This is a genomic window from Streptosporangium sp. NPDC004631 (genome assembly GCF_053601935.1).
In genome coordinates this window covers 80279-98343 of sequence record NZ_JBSGCR010000018.1, presented here as the reverse complement: position 1 = coordinate 98343, position 18065 = coordinate 80279, and the positions used below count along the sequence as shown (strand labels likewise).

Annotated in this window: 13 protein-coding genes; 12 read left to right on the top strand and 1 reads right to left on the bottom strand. The window is 72.1% G+C overall.

Features of this window, described 5'->3' with window-relative positions:
• Positions 1 to 79 precede the first annotated feature (79 nt).
• Positions 80 to 1687, bottom strand: coding sequence for a serine/threonine-protein kinase (locus ACWEF2_RS19515; RefSeq protein WP_453817003.1), 1608 nt, complete (start codon positions 1685 to 1687; stop codon positions 80 to 82).
• A 106-nt stretch (positions 1688 to 1793) separates the two neighbouring features.
• Here ACWEF2_RS19515 and mtnA point away from each other — a divergent pair, with 106 nt between their 5' ends.
• From mtnA to ACWEF2_RS19455, 12 genes are all read left to right on the top strand, one after another.
• Positions 1794 to 2774, top strand: coding sequence for an S-methyl-5-thioribose-1-phosphate isomerase (mtnA, locus tag ACWEF2_RS19510; RefSeq protein WP_453817001.1), 981 nt, complete (start codon positions 1794 to 1796; stop codon positions 2772 to 2774).
• Between the two features lie 310 nt (positions 2775 to 3084).
• Entirely contained in the window at positions 3085 to 3855 is a 771-nt protein-coding gene (locus ACWEF2_RS19505; RefSeq protein WP_453816999.1) for a peptidoglycan recognition protein family protein, read from the top strand.
• A gap of 135 nt (positions 3856 to 3990) precedes the next feature.
• Complete coding sequence (locus ACWEF2_RS19500) at positions 3991 to 5754, top strand: methylmalonyl-CoA mutase family protein (RefSeq protein ID WP_453817062.1); 1764 nt, start codon at positions 3991 to 3993, stop codon at positions 5752 to 5754.
• A complete protein-coding gene (scpA, locus tag ACWEF2_RS19495; protein WP_453816997.1) occupies positions 5751 to 7928 on the top strand; it encodes a methylmalonyl-CoA mutase in 2178 nt (725 codons plus the stop codon). Before ACWEF2_RS19500 ends, scpA begins: the two co-directional genes overlap by 4 nt.
• Positions 7912 to 8880, top strand: a complete 969-nt coding sequence (meaB, locus tag ACWEF2_RS19490; RefSeq protein WP_453816995.1) for a methylmalonyl Co-A mutase-associated GTPase MeaB — start codon at positions 7912 to 7914, stop codon at positions 8878 to 8880. The genes scpA and meaB overlap by 17 nt, the downstream gene beginning before the upstream one ends.
• Before the next feature lie 635 nt (positions 8881 to 9515).
• The gene (locus tag ACWEF2_RS19485) at positions 9516 to 10811 is read left to right on the top strand and encodes a cytochrome P450 (protein WP_453816993.1); all 1296 of its coding nucleotides are present in this window, start codon (positions 9516 to 9518) and stop codon (positions 10809 to 10811) included.
• Positions 10808 to 11722: a terpene synthase family protein gene (locus tag ACWEF2_RS19480; RefSeq protein ID WP_453816991.1), complete on the top strand. Its 915-nt coding sequence runs from the start codon at positions 10808 to 10810 to the stop codon at positions 11720 to 11722. Before ACWEF2_RS19485 ends, ACWEF2_RS19480 begins: the two co-directional genes overlap by 4 nt.
• Positions 11719 to 13623 carry a prenyltransferase/squalene oxidase repeat-containing protein gene (locus ACWEF2_RS19475; protein WP_453816990.1) on the top strand — a complete coding sequence of 635 codons (1905 nt, stop codon included), beginning with the start codon at positions 11719 to 11721 and terminating at the stop codon, positions 13621 to 13623. Before ACWEF2_RS19480 ends, ACWEF2_RS19475 begins: the two co-directional genes overlap by 4 nt.
• Before the next feature lie 221 nt (positions 13624 to 13844).
• Positions 13845 to 16451: a sensor histidine kinase gene (locus tag ACWEF2_RS19470; RefSeq protein WP_453816989.1), complete on the top strand. Its 2607-nt coding sequence runs from the start codon at positions 13845 to 13847 to the stop codon at positions 16449 to 16451.
• 96 nt (positions 16452 to 16547) lie between these two features.
• Entirely contained in the window at positions 16548 to 16979 is a 432-nt protein-coding gene (locus ACWEF2_RS19465; protein WP_355597127.1) for a roadblock/LC7 domain-containing protein, read from the top strand.
• Positions 16976 to 17362, top strand: a complete 387-nt coding sequence (locus tag ACWEF2_RS19460; protein WP_355597129.1) for a DUF742 domain-containing protein — start codon at positions 16976 to 16978, stop codon at positions 17360 to 17362. The genes ACWEF2_RS19465 and ACWEF2_RS19460 overlap by 4 nt, the downstream gene beginning before the upstream one ends.
• Positions 17343 to 17963 (top strand): GTP-binding protein, encoded by a 621-nt coding sequence (locus ACWEF2_RS19455; protein WP_355597131.1) that lies wholly within the window; start codon positions 17343 to 17345, stop codon positions 17961 to 17963. The genes ACWEF2_RS19460 and ACWEF2_RS19455 overlap by 20 nt, the downstream gene beginning before the upstream one ends.
• The last annotated feature ends 102 nt before the right edge of the window (positions 17964 to 18065 follow it).

The window sequence follows — 18065 nt, the reverse complement described above, 5'->3', positions numbered from 1 at the left end:
GTGGCGGCCGGAAACTCCGCCCGTGCCGCCCGTGCCGGTGTTCCGCAGGCGGGGGTGAGCGTGGCCTCGCGGCGGCCGGTCAGCCCCTGGACAGATCACCGTCGTAGGAGACGAGCCCCAGGCCGTCGATCCAGTGATAGGCGAGGACGGCACCCCTGCGGGTGAGGGTCAGCGTGCCCGGGACGCAGTTGAGCGGGTCGTCCGGCCGCAACTCGAAGTCGAGTGTCCCGGCGCCGGCCTTGGCGAGGTCGAGGGCGGCGGTGCAGCCGGAGGTCGGCTCCTCCCACGTGCCCGAGCTCTTTCCGGCGACGAGGTCGATCTTCACGTCGTGTTCCCGGAAACTGCCGTACGAGATGCTGGGCTTGATGTGTCCCGACCAGGTTCCGGCGAAGGAGGCGGGGACCTTCCCCGCGCTCCCGGGCCGCTGGGATGCGGTCGTCCCCGCCGGTGCCGGGGTGGGCTCGGCGGTGTCGACGACGTCACCGGGGTCGGCGACGCCGTCGGTGTCGCCGCTCCCGTCGGTGTCGGCGCCGTCGGGGGAGGGGGAGGGGGAGGCCGTACCGGCCGGGGGCAGGGCGGGGCCGGTCGGGGGGCGGGAGGAGGAGCCGCGGGAGGAGGGGGAGGCCGTGTGGTCGCCAAGGAGGAACCAGCCGGCGACGCCTCCGGCGATCACCAGCGACACCGCGACGAGGACCGCGCCGCCGACGGTGCCCCGGGACCGCCGGGACGGCCGGGTGCCGAGACCCGCCGCGCCCGTGCCGCGCCTGCCGTCCGTGTCGCCCGTGTCGCCTGTGCCGTCCGTGTCGCCTGTGCCGGTGCCGTGCGGGAGCGCGGTGTCCGGGGCCGCGATCCGGGTGCCGATCCTGGCCAGGTCCTCGGTGGAGGCCGCGCTCCGGGTGTCCGGGTCCACCAGACCGACCATCAGGGAGCGGGCCGTCGGCCGCCGGGTGGGGTCCTTGTCCAGGCAGGAGCCGATCAGACCGGCGAACCTGGGCGGCAGGACCGACAGGTCGGGGTGGGCGTGCAGGATCCGGTGCAGTACGGCGGGCAGGGTGTCGGCCCCGAACGGCGATCGGCCGCTCGCCGCGCAGAGCATGGTGGCCGCCCAGGCGAACACGTCGGAGGCGGCCGAGGCCGGGGCCCCGCCGATCTGCTCGGGGGCCAGGTAGGCGGGAGTGCCGACGATGCCGGAGGTCATCGTGGCCGCGCCCTCCGCCCTGGCGATGCCGAAGTCCACGACGCGGGGACCGTCCGGGCCGAGCAGCACGTTGGCGGGCTTGAAGTCCCGGTGCACGACCCCCGCCGCGTGGATGGCCGCCAGGGCGGTGGCCGTGCCGATCACCAGGCGCTCCAGCTCGCCGCCCCGCAGCGGCCCGCGCTCCTTGATCCGCTGCTGCAGGGACGGCCCGTCCACGAACTCGCTCACCACGTACGGCCGGGGCCCGTCGACCGAGGCCGCCAGCACGCGGGCCGTGCAGAAGGGGGCGACGCTCTCCAGGGCCGACAGCTCGCGCGCCAGCCGCGTCCGCGTCTCGGGGTCGCCGCGGAGCAGCAGCTTGAGGGCGACCGGCTCGCCGTCCGGCGGGTAGGCGAGGTAGACCACGCCCTGGCCGCCCTCGCCGAGCCTTCCCGCCAGCCGGTATGCCCCGAGGCTGGGCGGATCTTCGGGGGTCAGGGGGGCGGCCATGCGGGCAAGGCTACCGACACCATCGCGTCATGGGCATATCTCATATGTGCGTATAAGACCGCACGCGCAGGCCCGGTACCTGAGTTTTATCGGCATATCTTGAGATATGCGGACGATCGACTGGGTTGACGGAGCCGTCGAGCTCGTGGACCAGACAGAGCTGCCCGGCAGGTTCCTCGTGCTCCGGATCGACACGGTGGACGGGCTCGTCGACGCCGTCCGGCGGCTGGCCGTACGGGGGGCTCCCGCCCTGGGCGTCGCCGGGGCCATGGGAGTGGCGCTCGCGACGCGGGGCGAACCCGATCCGGTCGCCGCCGCGGCCCGGCTGCGGGCGGCCAGACCCACAGCGGTCAACCTCGCCTGGGGCGTCGACGAGGCGCTCAGCTGCCTGGGCGGCGGATTCGACGCGGTTCTCGGCCGGGCGCTGCGGATCCGGGACGAGGACATCGCGGCCTGCCGGGCGATGGGGGAACGGGGCGCCGGCCTGGTGCGCGAGCTCACCGGGCGCGACCGGGTGCGGATCATGACCGTCTGCAACACCGGAGGTCTCGCCGCCGTGGAGCGCGGTACCGCACTCGGTGTGGTGCGGACCCTGCACGAACGGGGACAGCTGACCGAGACACTGGCCCTGGAGACCCGGCCGCTCCTCCAGGGCGCCCGGCTGACGGCCTGGGAGCTCGATCGACTGGGCGCGCCGTACCGCCTGGTCGCCGACTCCGCCGGACCGGCCCTGCTGGCCAGGGGATACGCCGACGCGGTGCTGATCGGCGCGGACCGGATCGCCGCCGACGGCGACACGGCCAACAAGATCGGCTCTTACGCCCTGGCCCTCGGCGCCCGTCGCGCGGGCGTGCCGTTCGTCGTCGTCGCCCCGGAGAGCACCGTGGACCCGGCCACCCCCACCGGGGCCGGAATCGAGATCGAGGAGCGCGACCCCGAGGAGGTGCTCTCGGTGCGCGGGGTACGGCTGGCACCCGAGGGGGCCCGCGCCCTGAACCCGGCCTTCGACGTCACCCCGCACGACCTCGTCACCGCCATCGTCACCGAACGCCGGGTGATCCGGCCCGGCCTGGGGGAACGCCCCTGAGACCTCCGGGGAGCGCTCGAAGGCCCGTGCGGGGGCGCCCGTGGTTCCGGCGGCGGGCCGGAGCCCGGCGGGAGGCCGGGGAGGACACCCGGGAAAGAGCGGGCGGAGGTCTTCGAGGGCCGGACGGAGCCGGGAGAGAGGTTTGGCCGGTCGGCTCCGGGGAAAAGGACGCCCGTCCCGATACCGGCCATCCCAGGAAACTCGCGGCGCGTCGGGATACTGGTAGATCGTTTGGCGAGCCGCACCGTATGGTGATAGACGAGCTTTACGCTCTGGTTAGCATTCGTTACCCAAACCGTGGAGAAGTCTCGTGGCCATTGATCTCGTTACCCGTCGCGAGTGGGGTGCCCGGGAACCGCGTGGTTCCTACGGCCGGCTCACCTCCACCCGGGGAGCCAAGGTCCACTACACCGGCGGTCAGGTCAGCTCGGACATCGTCAACGACCATGCCAAGTGCGTCGCCATGATGAAGGCCATCCAGAAGTACCACATGGACGGCAACGGCTGGATGGACATCGGCTACTCGATGGTGGCCTGCCCGCACCGCAAGGTCTTCGAGGGCCGGGGCCCCGGCAGGCTGCCGGCCGCCAACGGCGCCGGGCTCAACAGCGACCACTACGCCGTGCTCGGCCTGGTCGGCTCCTCCGGGCTGATCCAGCCGAACGACGCCATGCTGCACGCCATCCTCGACGCCGTCGAGTATCTCCGCGCCAAGGGCGGCGCCGGCACGGAGATCAAGGGGCACCGCGACGGCTACTCCACCGACTGTCCCGGCGGCCCGCTGTACGCCTGGGTGAAGAAGGGCGCCCCCCGTCCCGGCGGCACCCCCACCACCCCGACAGCCCCGGCCCCGGTCTTCCCCGGTCGCGTCCTGAGATATCCGCCGATCATGAAGGGTGAGGACGTCCGCACCTGGCAGGGGCAGATGAAGAAGCGCGGCTGGAAGCTCGACGTCGACGGCCTGTACGGCGAGGGCTCCCGTGAGGTCTGCCGCGCCTTCCAGCGGGAGAAGGGGCTGTCGGTCACCGGCACCGTGGACCGCGCCACCTGGGAAGCCGCCTGGAAGAAACCCGTCACCTGACCCTCGTCCGATCGCGAAGGCACGGCCGGACGCTCCGGCAGGGCCCGCGGTACCGTCACGCGGACGCGGGTCCCGCGCTCCCGAGACCCGACCCCGGAATAACGTTCTGCGGTGGGGCCCCTTACTATCCGGTTCATGACGGTGCCACCTCAGGGACTTCGACCACCCGCCGACTTCCCGCCGATCACGCGGGAGCGGTGGCGCGAGCTGGCCCTCGGTGTTCTACGGAAGTCCGGGATCGAGGCCGCCTCTCCTGAAGAGGCCCTGGCCTCCACGACCTATGACGGCGTGACCGTCGCGCCGCTCTACGACGCCTCCGACCTTCCCGGCGACCCCGGGCTGCCGGGGGCCGCTCCCTATGTCCGGGGCGCCCGTCCGGAGGGCGGGAGCTGGGACGTCAGGCAGCGGCACGAGGTGGCCGACCCCGAGGCGGTCCTCGCCGACCTGGAGAACGGTGTCACCTCGCTCTGGCTCGCCCTGGAACCCGAGGACCTGCCCCGCGTCCTCGACCGGGTCTACCTGGAGCTGATCTCGGTCACGCTGGACGCGGGCCCGCGCACCCGCGAGGCGGCCGAGGCGCTGTTCGCGGTGGCCGAGGCGAAGGAGGCGGCGGAGCGGGGGACCGGGCGGCTCACCGGCAACCTGGGCGCCGACCCGCTGCGCGACGTGGAGACCGCGGTCGAGCTGGCCGGGCGCTGTGTGGCGGGGTTCCCCGGCCTCAGGGCGATCGTGGTGGACGGCACGCCGTACCACGACGCGGGCGGAAGCGACGCCGAAGAGCTCGGCTGCTCCGTCGCCGCGGGGGTCGCGGCCCTTCGGACGCTGACCGGGGCCGGGCTCACCACCGAGGAGGCGTTCGGCCAGCTGGAGTTCCGTTACGCCGCCACCGCCGACCAGTTCCTCACCATCGCCAAACTCCGCGCCGCGCGCCGGCTCTGGGCGCGCGTCGCCGAGGTGTGCGGGGCGGGGGCCGGGGCGGGGCAGCGGCAGCACGCGGTGACCGGCTCGGCCATGATGACCGCCCGCGACCCCTGGGTGAACATGCTCCGCACCACTCTCGCCTGCTTCGCCGCCGGGGTCGGCGGGGCCGACGCGGTGACCGTGCAGCCGTTCGACGCCTGCCTGGGACTGCCGGACGCCTTCGCCCGCCGGATCGCGCGCAACACCCACTCGCTGCTCGTCGAGGAGGCGGGGGTGGCCCGGGTGATCGACCCGGCCGGCGGATCCTGGTACGTCGAGCGGCTCACCGAGGACCTGGCGGGCGTGGCCTGGGAGTGGTTCCAGGAGATCGAGCGCGCCGGAGGGATGGCCGCGGCCCTGGAGAGCGGGCTCGTCGAGGCCCGGCTCGCCACCACCTGGCGGCGGCGGGCGGACAACATCGCCCACCGTCGCGACCCGATCACCGGCGTGAGCGAGTTCCCCAACCTCACCGAGCGGCTCCCCGTCCGCGCCCCCCGGCCGGTCAGGGCCACGGGGGTGCGATACGCCCAGGACTTCGAGGCGCTGCGCGACCTGGCCGACGCCCAGGAGGTCCGGCCCGCCGTGTTCCTGGCGGTCATCGGCCCGCCGGCCGCCCACACGGCCAGGGCGTCGTTCGCGGCCAACCTGTTCCAGGCGGGGGGCATCGCCACTCTCACCCCCGGCGCCACCGTCGACCCCGCCCTGATCGCCGCGGCGTTCACCGCGAGCGGCGCGCGGATCGCCTGCCTGTGCTCCAGCGACCGGCTGTACGGCGAGCACGCCGAGGCCGTGGCCGCCGCGCTGCGCGCCGCGGGTGCGAGAAGGATCTGGCTGGCGGGTAAGGGGAGGTACGCGGGCGTGGACGCCAACCTCTACGCCGGGTGCGACGCGCTCGCCGTGCTCCGCACGACCTTCGACGACCTGGAGGTGACCGGATGATCCCCGACTTCTCCGGAATCGGGCTGAGGACCGAGCCCTCGGCGCCGGATCCGGCCGGCTGGGCGCGGGCCGTGCGGGCGGCCACCGGCAGGACCCCGGACGAGCTGGTGTTCCAGACGCCCGAGGGGATCGACGTCAAACCGCTCTACACGGCCGAGGACCTGGCCGGACTCGACTCCCTGAACACCTATCCGGGGGCCGCGCCGTACCTGCGCGGGCCGTACCCGACCATGTACGTCAACCAGCCGTGGACCATCCGGCAGTACGCCGGGTTCTCCACCGCCGAGGAGTCCAACGCCTTCTACCGGCGTAACCTGGCCGCCGGGCAGAAGGGCCTGTCGGTCGCCTTCGACCTCGCCACCCACCGAGGCTACGACTCCGATCACCCGCGCGTGGCCGGGGACGTCGGCATGGCCGGGGTGGCCATCGACTCCATCTACGACATGCGGCAGCTCTTCGACGGGATCCCCCTCGACCGGATGAGCGTGTCGATGACCATGAACGGCGCGGTGCTCCCGGTGCTCGCGCTCTACATCGTGGCGGCCGAGGAGCAGGGGGTGGCGCCCGAGCAGCTCGCCGGCACCATCCAGAACGACATCCTCAAGGAGTTCATGGTCCGCAACACCTATATCTATCCGCCGGGCCCCTCAATGCGGATCATCTCCGACATCTTCTCCTACGCCAGTGAGAGGATGCCCAAGTTCAACTCGATCTCGATCTCCGGGTACCACATCCAGGAGGCCGGGGCCACCTGCGACCTGGAGCTGGCCTACACCCTCGCCGACGGGGTGGAGTATCTCCGGGCGGGCGTCGGGGCGGGCCTGGACATCGACGCCTTCGCGCCGAGGCTGTCGTTCTTCTGGTGCATCGGCATGAACTTCTTCATGGAGGTCGCCAAGCTGCGGGCCGCCCGGCTGCTCTGGGCGCGGCTGGTCTCCGGGTTCGAAGCACGCGACCCCAAGTCGCTGTCGCTGCGGACCCACTCGCAGACCTCCGGCTGGTCGCTCACCGCCCAGGACGTCTTCAACAACGTCGTGCGCACCTGCGTCGAGGCGATGGCGGCCACCCAGGGCCACACCCAGTCGCTGCACACCAACGCCCTCGACGAGGCGCTGGCCCTGCCCACCGACTTCTCCGCGCGGATCGCCCGCAACACCCAGCTGCTGCTCCAGCAGGAGTCCGGCACCTGCCGGGTGATCGACCCCTGGGGCGGCTCCTACTACGTGGAGCGGCTCACCCACGAGCTGGCGCGCCGGGCGTGGGAGCACATCGAGGAGGTCGAGGCCGCGGGGGGGATGGCCAGGGCGATCGACCAGGGGCTGCCGAAGCTCCGCATCGAGGAGGCCGCCGCCCGTGCCCAGGCGCGCATCGACTCGGGGCGTCAGCCGGTCATCGGCGTCAACAAGTACCGGTCCGACGCCGACGAGGCCATCGACGTGCTCAAGGTCGACAACACCTCGGTCCGCGCGCAGCAGCTCGACAAGCTCCGCCGCCTGCGCGAGGAGCGGGACGCCGGCCGGGTGACCCAGGCGCTGGAGGCGCTCACCAAGGGAGCGGCGGGCGACGGCAACCTGCTCGCGCTCTCCATCGAGGCCGCGCGGGCCAAGGCGACGGTCGGAGAGATCTCCGAGGCGCTGGAGCGGGTGTTCGGCCGGCACGCCGGCCAGATCCGCACCATATCCGGCGTCTACCGCGAGGAGGTGGGGTCCGGCGTGGACGAGATCCGCACGGCGTGCGCCGAGTTCGAGCGCCTGGAGGGCCGCCGCCCCCGCATCCTGGTGGCCAAGATGGGGCAGGACGGTCACGACCGGGGGCAGAAGGTGATCGCCACCGCCTTCGCCGACCTCGGATTCGACGTGGACGTCGGCCCGCTCTTCCAGACGCCCGAGGAGGTCGCCCGTCAGGCGGTCGAGGCCGACGTGCACGTGGTCGGGGTCTCCTCGCTGGCGGCCGGGCATCTGACGCTGGTTCCCGCTCTCCGTGAGGCGCTCGCCGGGCTCGGCGCGGACGACATCATGATCGTGGTCGGCGGTGTCATCCCGCCGGGCGACTTCGACGAGCTGCGCGCCGCCGGGGCCTCGGCCATCTTCCCGCCGGGCACCGTGATCGCCGACGCCGCCCGGGAACTGGTCGCCGACCTTCTCACCCGGCTGGGCCATGTCGCGGACGCTTGAGGACTACGTCCGGGGGGTGAAGGAGGGCTCCCGGCTCTGGATCGCCCGGGCGATCACGCTGGTGGAGTCTTCCAGGGCCGACCATCGGGACCTGGCGCAACGGCTGCTGGTGGAGCTGACGCCGCTGGCCGGCCGGGCGCGCAGGGTGGGCGTCACCGGCGTGCCCGGGGTCGGCAAGTCCACGTTCATCGACGCGCTCGGCGTGCGTCTGACCGGGGACGGCCACCGGGTGGCCGTGCTCGCCGTCGATCCGTCGTCGACCAGGACGGGCGGCAGCGTCCTGGGGGACAAGACCAGGATGTCCCGTCTGGCCGCCGACCCGCACGCCTTCATCCGCCCCTCGCCCACCTCGGGCACCCTCGGCGGGGTGGCGAAGGCGACCCGCGAGGCGATGGTCGTGGTGGAGGCGGCGGGGTACGACGTCGTGCTCGTGGAGACCGTCGGCGTCGGCCAGTCCGAGACCGCCGTGGCCGACATGGTGGACACCTTCCTGCTGCTCGCCCTGGCGAGGACCGGCGACCAGCTTCAGGGCATCAAGAAGGGGGTGCTGGAGCTCGCCGACGTGATCGCGGTCAACAAGGCCGACGGCCCCCACGAGATGGACGCCAGGAGGGCGGCCAGGGAGCTGGCGGGGGCGCTGCGGCTGCTCCGCTCGGAGCGCGCGGTGCCGGTCCTGACGTGCAGCGGGTACGAGGGTACCGGACTGGAGGAGCTCTGGCGCCAGGTCGTCGCGCACCAGGACGCCATGGCGGCCTCCGGTGAGCTCGCCGCCCGCCGCCGTCGCCGGCAGGTCGGCTGGACCTGGTCCCTGGTGACCGACCGCCTGCTGACCATGCTCCGCGAGCATCCGGAGGTCGCCGCGATCACCGCCGAGGTCGAACGTGAGGTTCAGACCGGGGCTCTGACCCCCTCCCTCGCCGCCGACCGGCTCCTGGAGGCGTTCGGGCACTGAGGTGCCGGTCTCGGGGAGGATCCGGGACGGTGTGCGTCGTCGCAGTTCGGGGCGCCGGTGGCCGGGGTGGGGACGCTCCGGAGGTGACCCGCGCGCCGGGGACCGGTCCATCACCGTCCGCCGCCCCGGTGGACCCGTCGGCAGCCTTGCGCCCGTCATCGCCGTGCGTGACCGAGGTGGAGGCCCGCTGACGGATTTGGTTCATGCTACGCGAATATTTGCCCTATAAAGCAAGTCATTCTAGTCATATGGAAAATATTATCGGGTTGTGACCTTGATCGGCCCCTGTGGATCATGTGATACTTCGCCCAAAGGGTTACGAAAGTCGTACAAAAGCACTCTTTAGATACGTGAGTGTGAGAAGGCGCATGGCGAGGCGCGGAAGGGTTGTCAAGGGGCTGCCGGTCGACCAGCCCTGACCGTTTTCGCGTGGGAACAGGCCACACCGGAGTGGCCGAATCCCGGAATGCGCCTCACCGCCCTGGCTCCGCCGTGGGCGGTGTTCACGCTGCGTAGGTTCGCGTCGCGCGAGGTGGGAGAGCAAAGTAATGTCGATCGGTGCGGCTGCTGGAGCGTTCCGGCGCAGCAGAACAATCCCTGTCCATCGTGTCCTGCCGAGGTTCGTGAAAGATCCGGTGAACGCCCTCGCCGAGATCGGAAGGCAGGCGGAGGGCGAGGTCGTCCGCCTGGACCTCGGGCTCTTCCGCCCCTACCTGGTGACCCACCCCGACCACGTACAGCAGGTGCTCAAGTCCGACTGGACGAACTACCGGCGCGAAGGCATGTTCTGGCGGCCCCTGCGGCGCATCCTGGGCGCCAGCATCCTCGGCGAGGGAAAGCCCTGGGAGTCCAGCAGGGAGGTGCTGCAACCCCTGTTCACCAGGCGCTACATCGCCTCGATCGCCGAGGAGATGGCCAAGACCATCACCCTGCGCATCCAGGAGCTGGACCGCTACGCCCTGTCGGGGCGGCTCGTCGACGCGGCCGAGGAGATGGCCGGGATCGTGAACCAGGCCGTCATCCGCGTGCTGTTCGGCGACCGGATCACCCGGGCGGACGGCGAGCGCCTCGCGCCCGCCTACGACACCGCCGCCACCTCGATCAACTTCCGGTTGCTCATGCCTTTCATGCCCTACTCCGTCCGGGTGCCCGGAGACCGGGCGTTCATGAAGGCCGTCGAGACCGTCGACGACGTGCTGTTCCCCGTCATCAGGAAGGCGCGGGCCGACCGCAGTGACAGCCTCGACGTCATCTCCGCCCTCTGCCGCGCCCGGGGGGAGGACGGCGCGGAGATCGGCGACCGGCAGATCCGCGACGACCTGGTCAGCGTCTACGGCGCGGCCTCGGAGTCCACGGCCATGACCTTGACCTGGCTGTGGCCGCTGCTGGACGCCCACCCACAGGTGGCGGAGCGGCTCTACGAGGAGATCGACCGCGTGGTCGGCGCCGGGCCGGCCGTACCGGCGCACGTCCCCGAACTGCGCTACACCCGGATGGTCCTGCAGGAGTTGCTGCGGCTCTACCCGGCCGGCTGGATCTTCCCTCGGATGGCCACCAGGACCGCCGAGATCGGCGGCACGCGGGTCAAGGCGGGCTCGCAGGTGCTGATCAGCCCATACGCCACCCACCGGCTGGACGGGTTCTGGGAGCGCCCGCTGGAGTTCGACCCGGAGCGCTTCGCGCCCGAGGGGCAGGAGCGCAGGCACAAGTATTCCTACTTCCCCTTCGGCGGCGGACCGCACCAGTGTCTCGGACAGCACCTGTTCTACGTGGAGGCGCCGCTCCTGGTCGCCGCCATCCTGAGCCGGTTCCGCCCGACGCTCGCCACCGCGGGGCCGTTCACGCCGTCTCCCGCCGCCTCGCTGAGGCCCAGGGAGAAGATCGCGCTCAAGCTCGTCCCGGTCCGCCGCGCCCTGGGAGAGGCGCTGTGACGGCCCCCTCCGACCTCGCCCCCTCCAGCCTCGCCCCCTCCGACCTCGCCTCTGCGGCCACCGCCGCGGAGTGCGGGGCGGTCTGCGCCGTGGCCGGACAGTCCCAGCGCGGCATGCGCGAATGGGCGGCGGCCTACCCCGAGCTGTTCGCGGCCAAGCCGTTCGACCCGGCCCTCTACAGCACGCTCTCGCTGGCCATGGCGTTCAGCGGGCCCTGGTTCACCGCCGAGCAGTTGCGGATGGCCAACAAGGCCACCCTGTGGGCGTTCGGGCTGGACTGGCTGGTCGACTACGTCGCGACCTCCCCACAGGAGGTGGACGACCTCGCGCGGCGGTGCCTGGAGGTGGCCGGCGGCGCCCCGCCGCTCCCCGGCGACGATCTCACCCGCATGCTGGCCGACGTCCGCGACGAGCTCGCAGCCGCCCCCGCCTTCCCGGTGCTCGGGCCGGTCTGGCGCGAGGAGCTCCGTCGGATGCTGGCCGCGATGCTGGAGGAGTGGCGCTGGAAGACCGCCAAGGTCCGCCCGACGTTCGAGGAGTACCTCGGCAACGCCGACAACCTCGGCTTCTCCTTCGTCTTCGCCGCCCACCGGCTGCACACCGCCGGTCCGGACGTCACCGCCGGTCCCGATCCGATCACCGAGGCCGGCCGGGCGGTGCAGCGGGTGATCCGGCTCCTCAACGACCTGGGCACCTACGAACGGGACGTGACCTGGGGAGACCTCAACGCCCTGCTCCTCGGCCCCACCCGTCCCGAGGTCGAGCGGCACGTCGCCGAGCTCGCCGCCCGGAGCCGGGAGCTGATCGCCCCACTCCGGGCGGACCATCCGGAGGTGGCCGGCTACCTCGAACGGCAGATGGACTTCTGCGCCGGTTTCTATCGGTTCGGCGACTACTGGGGCACCCTGTGAGCATCGACGACCTTCTCCGGTCCGATACGGTGCCGCGGGTCCCGGGTACGGCACGGCGGACGGTTCTCCCGGAGATCGACGTGATCGCCGAGGCCCGTGAGCTGGTCGAGGGTCTGCTGGCCGAGCCGTGGGGCCAGGTCTCGGCCTCGCCGTACGAGACCGGGCGGCTGGTGAGCCTGACCCCGTGGCTGGCCGGTCACGCCCGGCGCGTCGGGTTCCTGCTGGCCGCCCAGCGGCCGGACGGCGGCTGGGGAGCCCCCGGCGGATACGCCCTGGTGCCCACCCTCAGCGCGACCGAGGCGCTCCTCGCGGAGGCGCGGCGCGAGCCCCCCGGCCACGGGGGCGGCCTCGCGGCCGTGGGGGCGCGGCGGGGGCTGGGGGCGCTGCGCCGCTGGCGGAGCGGGCCGGTCTCGCGCGACCTGCCCGACATGCCGGCGATCGAGCTCATCGTGCCGGCCCTGACCACCATGATCAACAACCATCTGGAGGCGCTGGGGGAGCGGGGGCCGCTGGAACCTCCGGCGGGGATGGACGGCGTGAAACTGTCGATGATCCGGGCACGGCTGGCCTCGGGCGCGACGGTCCCGCGCAAACTGCTGCACGCGCTGGAGGTGGCGGGTGAGGCGGCGGCCGGGGCCGCCGGGGTCACGCCGAGCCCGATCGAGGACTTCGGGACGCTCCCCGAGGTCCCGTCCGCGAGGTTGGCCGGAGATTCGCCGGGCGGCGCGGAGCCGGTTGGCGCGGAGCCGGGCGGGGCCCGCCCCCCGGCGGTCGCCGCGGTCGGAGCGTCACCCGCGGCCGGGGCCGCGTGGCTCGGCGCGGCGGGGGCGTTCGACGGGAGCTCCCCGGTGCGGCGTTACCTGGAGGCCGTGGTGAACCGGTCCGGTGGTCCGGTGCCCTGCGCCATCCCCGTCACCGTGTTCGAACGCGGCTGGACGCTGAGCTGGCTGCGGCGCGCGGGCATCCCGGTGACCGTACCCGGCGAGTTGGTGGAGAGCCTGGAACGCGCGATCGGCCCGGGCGGCACCGCGGCGGGGGCGGGCCTGCCACCGGACTCCGACACCACCTCCGTCGGGCTGTACGCGCTGGCGCTGCTGGGCGTGCCCCGCGAGCCCGGCTGCCTCTGGGCGTACGAGGTGGACACCCATTTCTGCACCTGGCAGGGGGAGGAGGGAGCCTCGCCGACGGTCAACGCGCACGTGCTCGACGCCTTCGGCGAGCACCTGCGCCGCCCCGCCGGCCCGTCCGGTGACACCGCGCGTTACGCCATCGCCGTGGGCAAGCTGTCGGCGTGGCTGCGCGGCTGCCAGCGGGCCGACGGGAGCTGGATGGACCGGTGGCACGCCTCGCCCTACTACGCGACGGCCTGCTGCGCGCTCGCCCTGGAGGACTACGGTGGCGAGGGGGCGGCGGGCGCCGTGCGCGGAGCCGTTCGGTGGCTGCTGGACACCCAGCGCGATGACGGATCCTGGGGGCGGTGGGCGGGGACGGCGGAGGAGACGGCCTACGCCCTGCAGACCCTGCTGCTGACGGATCCGTCAGCCCGGCCGGTGTCGGCGGACGGCCCCGCCCCGCCGGGACCGGTCCCGGCGGGCCCGGCGGATCCGGTGGGCGAGGAGCGCCGCGCGCGGGCGGTGGAGCGAGGGTATCGCAGCCTGCTGGGCTCGGTCACCGAGCGTGGTGCGCCGATCGACGCTCCGGCACTCTGGCATGACAAGGACCTGTATGTGCCCGTAGCGATCGTCAGGGCGGCGATCCTGGGAGCGCTCCATCTGGCGCGGCGCGCACTGTCCCTCCCGGCATCCGTCGCGTCGTCCTCCACACTGTCCGTCATGCCCTCCGGCGTGCCGTACCCGCTGGCAGGGGCTCCTGCGGAGGGGTGGGGCCGCGACTCGCGATAACGGAGAGTAACTGAAATATGTCACAGAATTTTGGTCGGAGAAAAGGACAGACCGCCCCATCTGGTCAATCTTGCCTTGAGTGTATTTGGGGAGATTGCTAGGGTTCTGCGGGTGCGTTGCTGGATGCCGCCAACGGTGCGATGTGGCGTTGATTTGTTCACACACATTGATTGCCGTGAAAAGTAATGTGACTTTCTTTCACTTTCACCAGGATGGGTGCTATGCGCTTGCGCAACGCGCGTTTGCGGACCAAGGTCACGGCACTGCTGGTGTCACTTATCGCGCTCTGGGCCTTCACCGCGTGGGTGACGGTCCGTGAGGGTGTCAACATGCTCGGTGTGGCCAAGCTCGACTCGGGCGTGGCGGAACCGAGCGAGCGGCTGCTGGTCGAGCTGCAGTCCGAGCGGCGGCTCAGCCTGATCTACCTGGCCGAGCCCCGCTCCACCCGTCAGCAGCGCGAGTCGCTGAGCGCGCAGCGCAAGCGGACCGAGGCGGCCGGAGCCAACTTCCGGAAGCTCGCGAGCGGTGGTGACGTGCAGTGGCTGGGGGGCGCGGCCCTCAACCGCCGGATCGGCGAAACGTTCCAGAAACTGAACGGCCTCGGCGGCGGACGTAAGGCCATCGACGCCGGGACGTTGGACCGGATCCGGGCCGCCGAGTTGTTCACCGACGTCATCGAGTCCCTGTATCGCATCTACGACTCCATGGCGACGCTGGACGACGTGGCGATCGCCAAGGACACCCGTACGGTCATCGAGCTGAGCCGGGCCAGGGAGGTCCTCGCCCAGGAGGACGCCCTGGCGGCCGGCGCCCTGACGGCGGGCCGCTTCACCGACGCCGAGCGCGCCCTGTTCGCACAGATCGTCGGAACCCGGCGGTTCATCCTCCAGGAGGCCGTGGCCGAGCTGCCCGCGGCCGACCGGGAGCTCTGCCAGCGGCTGATCGAGAGCGAGTCGTTCGCCCGCATGCGCGGTATGGAGGAACAGCTCATGCGGGGCGCCCCGGCCGCTCCCGCGGGGACCGCCAACCCCACCAGCCCGGTCAACCCCACCACCTCGACCACCCCCGCCAACCCGGTCACCCCCGCCAACCCGGTCACCTCCGCCAGCCCGGCGACCCCGGCCGAGTCCGTCGACGCCCGGCAGTGGACCTCCGCCTCCCAGCCCGTGCTGACGAAGCTGATGGAGGTGGTGCTCTCCGCGGGCGACGGGATCGTCGAGCGGGCCACCCCGGTCGCGGTCGGCGTCATCGTACGGCTCTCGCTGGCCGGTGGTCTAGGGCTGCTGGCCGTCATCGCCTCGATCGTCCTGTCCATCACCACCGCGCGGGCCCTGGTCCAGCAGCTCGACAAGCTGCGCGTCGCGGCATGGGACCTCGCCAACGAGCGACTGCCCTCGGTGGTGGACCGGATCGGTCACGGGCAGGAGGTGGACATCGCCGCCGAGGCGCCGCCGCTGGAGTTCGGCAACGACCAGATCGGTCACGTCGGCCAGGCGTTCAACGCCGTGCAGCAGACCGCGATCAAGGTCGCGGTCGAGCAGGCTCAGCTACGGCGTGACATCGCCGACATCCTGCGCAACCTCGCCCGCCGTACCCAGTCGCTCGTCCACCGTCAGCTGAGTGTGCTGGACGTCATGGAGCGGCGTGAGAACGACCCGCAGGAACTCCGCGACCTGTTCCGGCTCGACCACCTGGCCACTCGGATGCGACGTTACGCGGAGAACCTCCTGGTGCTCTCCGGCGCGGCACCCGGCCGCGCGTGGCGCGACTCGGTGCCGATGATCGACGTCGTCCGCGGCGCGCTGGCCGAGATCGAGGACTACACCCGGGTGGACGTGCTCCCCCTGGGAGACGTCGCGCTGGACGGCCGGGCGGTGAGCGACGTCATCCACCTGGTCGCCGAACTGGTCGAGAACGCCGCCTCCTTCTCCCCGCCCTACACCACGGTGCAGGTGAGCGGGTACGCCGTGGCCCACGGATACGCCCTGGAGGTCGAGGACCGGGGCCTGGGCATGAGCCCGGAGGACATCGCCGGGGCCAACGAGCGGATCGCCAACCCGCCCGAGCTCAAACTGGGGGGCAACGCCCGGCTGGGGCTGTACGTGGTCAGCCGGCTGGCGGAACGCCACGACATCCGGGTGACGTTCAAGGCCTCGCCGTACGGCGGCACGACGGTCGTCGTCCTGCTCCCGCAGGATCTGGTCGGCGAGCAGCGCGAGTCCGAGGCCGAGGGGGGCGCGGCCGTGCCGCAGCCCCGCGCGGTGAACGCCAGCGTGATGGCCGGTGGGGCGCCCACGACCGGGACCCGCGATCGGGGGGCCGATCCGCTGGGTGTCACCGGTGTCAGATCGACCGGCAGGAGGGAGAAGGCCATCGACCAGTCCGTCCAGGCGATGTCGTCCGATGGGTGGGAGGCCGCGCTGACCGCGGGCCGTCACGCGCCCGGCGGCGCTCCCGAGGCGCTCGGCGACCCCGGTCTCCCCAGGGTGTCCGGTGCTCCCGCCGCGCCGGGTGTCTCCGACGGCGGGGACGTTCCCGGTGATCCCGTGGTCCCGCTTCCTCTCGTGCTGCCCCCGCCCGACACCAGTCACACGCCGGGGGGCCTCCCCCGCCGTATCCCGCAGACCCATCTCGCGACCCCGCTGCAGGAGGGGGACCCGCCCACCCCCGAGCCCGTCCCCGACGACGGCGACGACGACCGCTCACCCGAGGAGATCCGCGCGGCCATGGCCTCCTTCCAGGAGGGCACCCGCCGAGGTCGCTCCGACGCCGCCGACCTGCTCGACCAGGAGGGGAAACGTACCAACGGCCGCAGACCCCATATGTGACGCCAGTGATGATCTCGAATCGCGCGTGCCGGCCCGGCGCCGACGAGCCGCTAGAGGCCGCCGGCCGAACGCCCGCCGGCAGAAAGAGGACAACGAGTGGTGCAGGGAACAGGATCTTTCACCGATCTGGCCTGGTTGCTGGACGACCTGGTCGCCCGAGTGGAAGAGGCCGAGCACGGAATCGTCTTCTCCACCGACGGCCTGCTGTTGGCGGCGTCGGCGAGGTTCGACCGGGCCGACGCAGAACACCTGGCCGCCGTCGGCTCGGCGATCCAGAGCCTGGGCAGGGGGGTCAGCGATCGGGTCAGCGGCGGCGCGGTGCGCCAGACCATCATCGAGATGCGCTCCGCCTACCTGATCGTGAGCGCGGCGGGGCAGGGCGCCTGCCTGGCCGTGCTCTGCACGCAGGAGGCCGACGTCGGCCTGGTCGCCTACGAGATGGCCATGCTCGTCACCCGCGTCGGCCAGTACCTCATCTCGCCCCCCCGGGCCACGGACTCCGTCGTGAAGGACGACGTTCCGCGATGAACCCCTTCGAAGAGCGATCCGACACGCAGTGGGTGGGCGACGAGGCCGGGCCGATCGTCCGGCCGTACGTCCTCACCCGCGGCAGGACCGAACCGGCGCGCGGCAGGTTCGATCTCATCACCCTCGCGGTGACCGTCCGCTCCATCCCGTCCAAGGAGGCGGGCCTCGATCCCGAGTGTCTCGCCATCGTGAAGCTCTGCCGCCAGCCGCAGTCGGTGGCCGAGATCGCCGCGCACACGAACCTTCCGGCAGGCACCGTCCGTGTCCTGCTCAGCGACTTGCTCGAACAGGGGTTCATCGCTCTGCAGGAGCCCCATACGGAGACGGACATGCACGACGAGAGGCTGTACAGGGCGGTGCTCGATGGACTCCGTGCGCTCTAGCCGCGACGCCGGGCGGATCAAGCTGCCCAAGGCGATCAAGATCCTGGTCGCGGGCGGCTTCGGGGCCGGCAAGACCACCATGGTCGGCGCGGTCTCCGAGATCCAGCCGCTGCGCACCGAGGAGACGCTGACCGACAGGGGTGTCGGGGTCGACGACCTGTCCGGGGTGGAGGCCAAGCAGACCACCACGGTGGCCATGGACTTCGGCCGCATCACCATCGGCGAGGCGTACCGGCTCTACCTTTTCGGAACCCCGGGGCAGGAGCGGTTCTGGTTCCTCTGGGACGAGCTGGCCCTGGGCGCGCTGGGTGCCGTCGTCCTCGCCGACACGCGCCGGCTGGCCGACTGCTTCCCCTCGCTGGACTACTTCGAGCGGCGCCAGACGCCCTTCATCGTCGCGGTCAACTGCTTCGACGGAGCCCGCCGCTACGACCTCGACGAGGTACGGCTCGGCCTGACCCTCCACCCGGACATCCCGATCGTGCTGTGCGACGCCCGGGAACGGGAGTCCGGCAAGAGAGTGCTGATCGCCCTGGTCGAGCACGCGATGAAGGTGCGCCTCGGCACGTCGGCGACCACCGGAGAGACGGCGGCCCGCTGACGGACCGTCCGTCCGCGCGGTCGTCCCGCCCCGCCCCGTCTCGGTGAACACCCGCCTTTCGACGGAGTGACGGCGGGGGCGCGAAGGGGACGCCCGCCGGGT

Excerpts from the sequence above, each read along its gene's own strand:
- ACWEF2_RS19515 (WP_453817003.1), bottom strand. The coding sequence starts at position 1,687 with ATGGCCGCCCCCCTGACCCCCGAAGATCCGCCCAGCCTCGGGGCATAC.
- mtnA (WP_453817001.1), top strand. The coding sequence starts at position 1,794 with ATGCGGACGATCGACTGGGTTGACGGAGCCGTCGAGCTCGTGGACCAG.
- ACWEF2_RS19500 (WP_453817062.1), top strand. The coding sequence starts at position 3,991 with ATGACGGTGCCACCTCAGGGACTTCGACCACCCGCCGACTTCCCGCCG.
- scpA (WP_453816997.1), top strand. The coding sequence starts at position 5,751 with ATGATCCCCGACTTCTCCGGAATCGGGCTGAGGACCGAGCCCTCGGCG.
- meaB (WP_453816995.1), top strand. The coding sequence starts at position 7,912 with ATGTCGCGGACGCTTGAGGACTACGTCCGGGGGGTGAAGGAGGGCTCC.
- ACWEF2_RS19470 (WP_453816989.1), top strand. The coding sequence starts at position 13,845 with ATGCGCTTGCGCAACGCGCGTTTGCGGACCAAGGTCACGGCACTGCTG.
- ACWEF2_RS19460 (WP_355597129.1), top strand. The coding sequence starts at position 16,976 with ATGAACCCCTTCGAAGAGCGATCCGACACGCAGTGGGTGGGCGACGAG.
- ACWEF2_RS19455 (WP_355597131.1), top strand. The coding sequence starts at position 17,343 with ATGGACTCCGTGCGCTCTAGCCGCGACGCCGGGCGGATCAAGCTGCCC.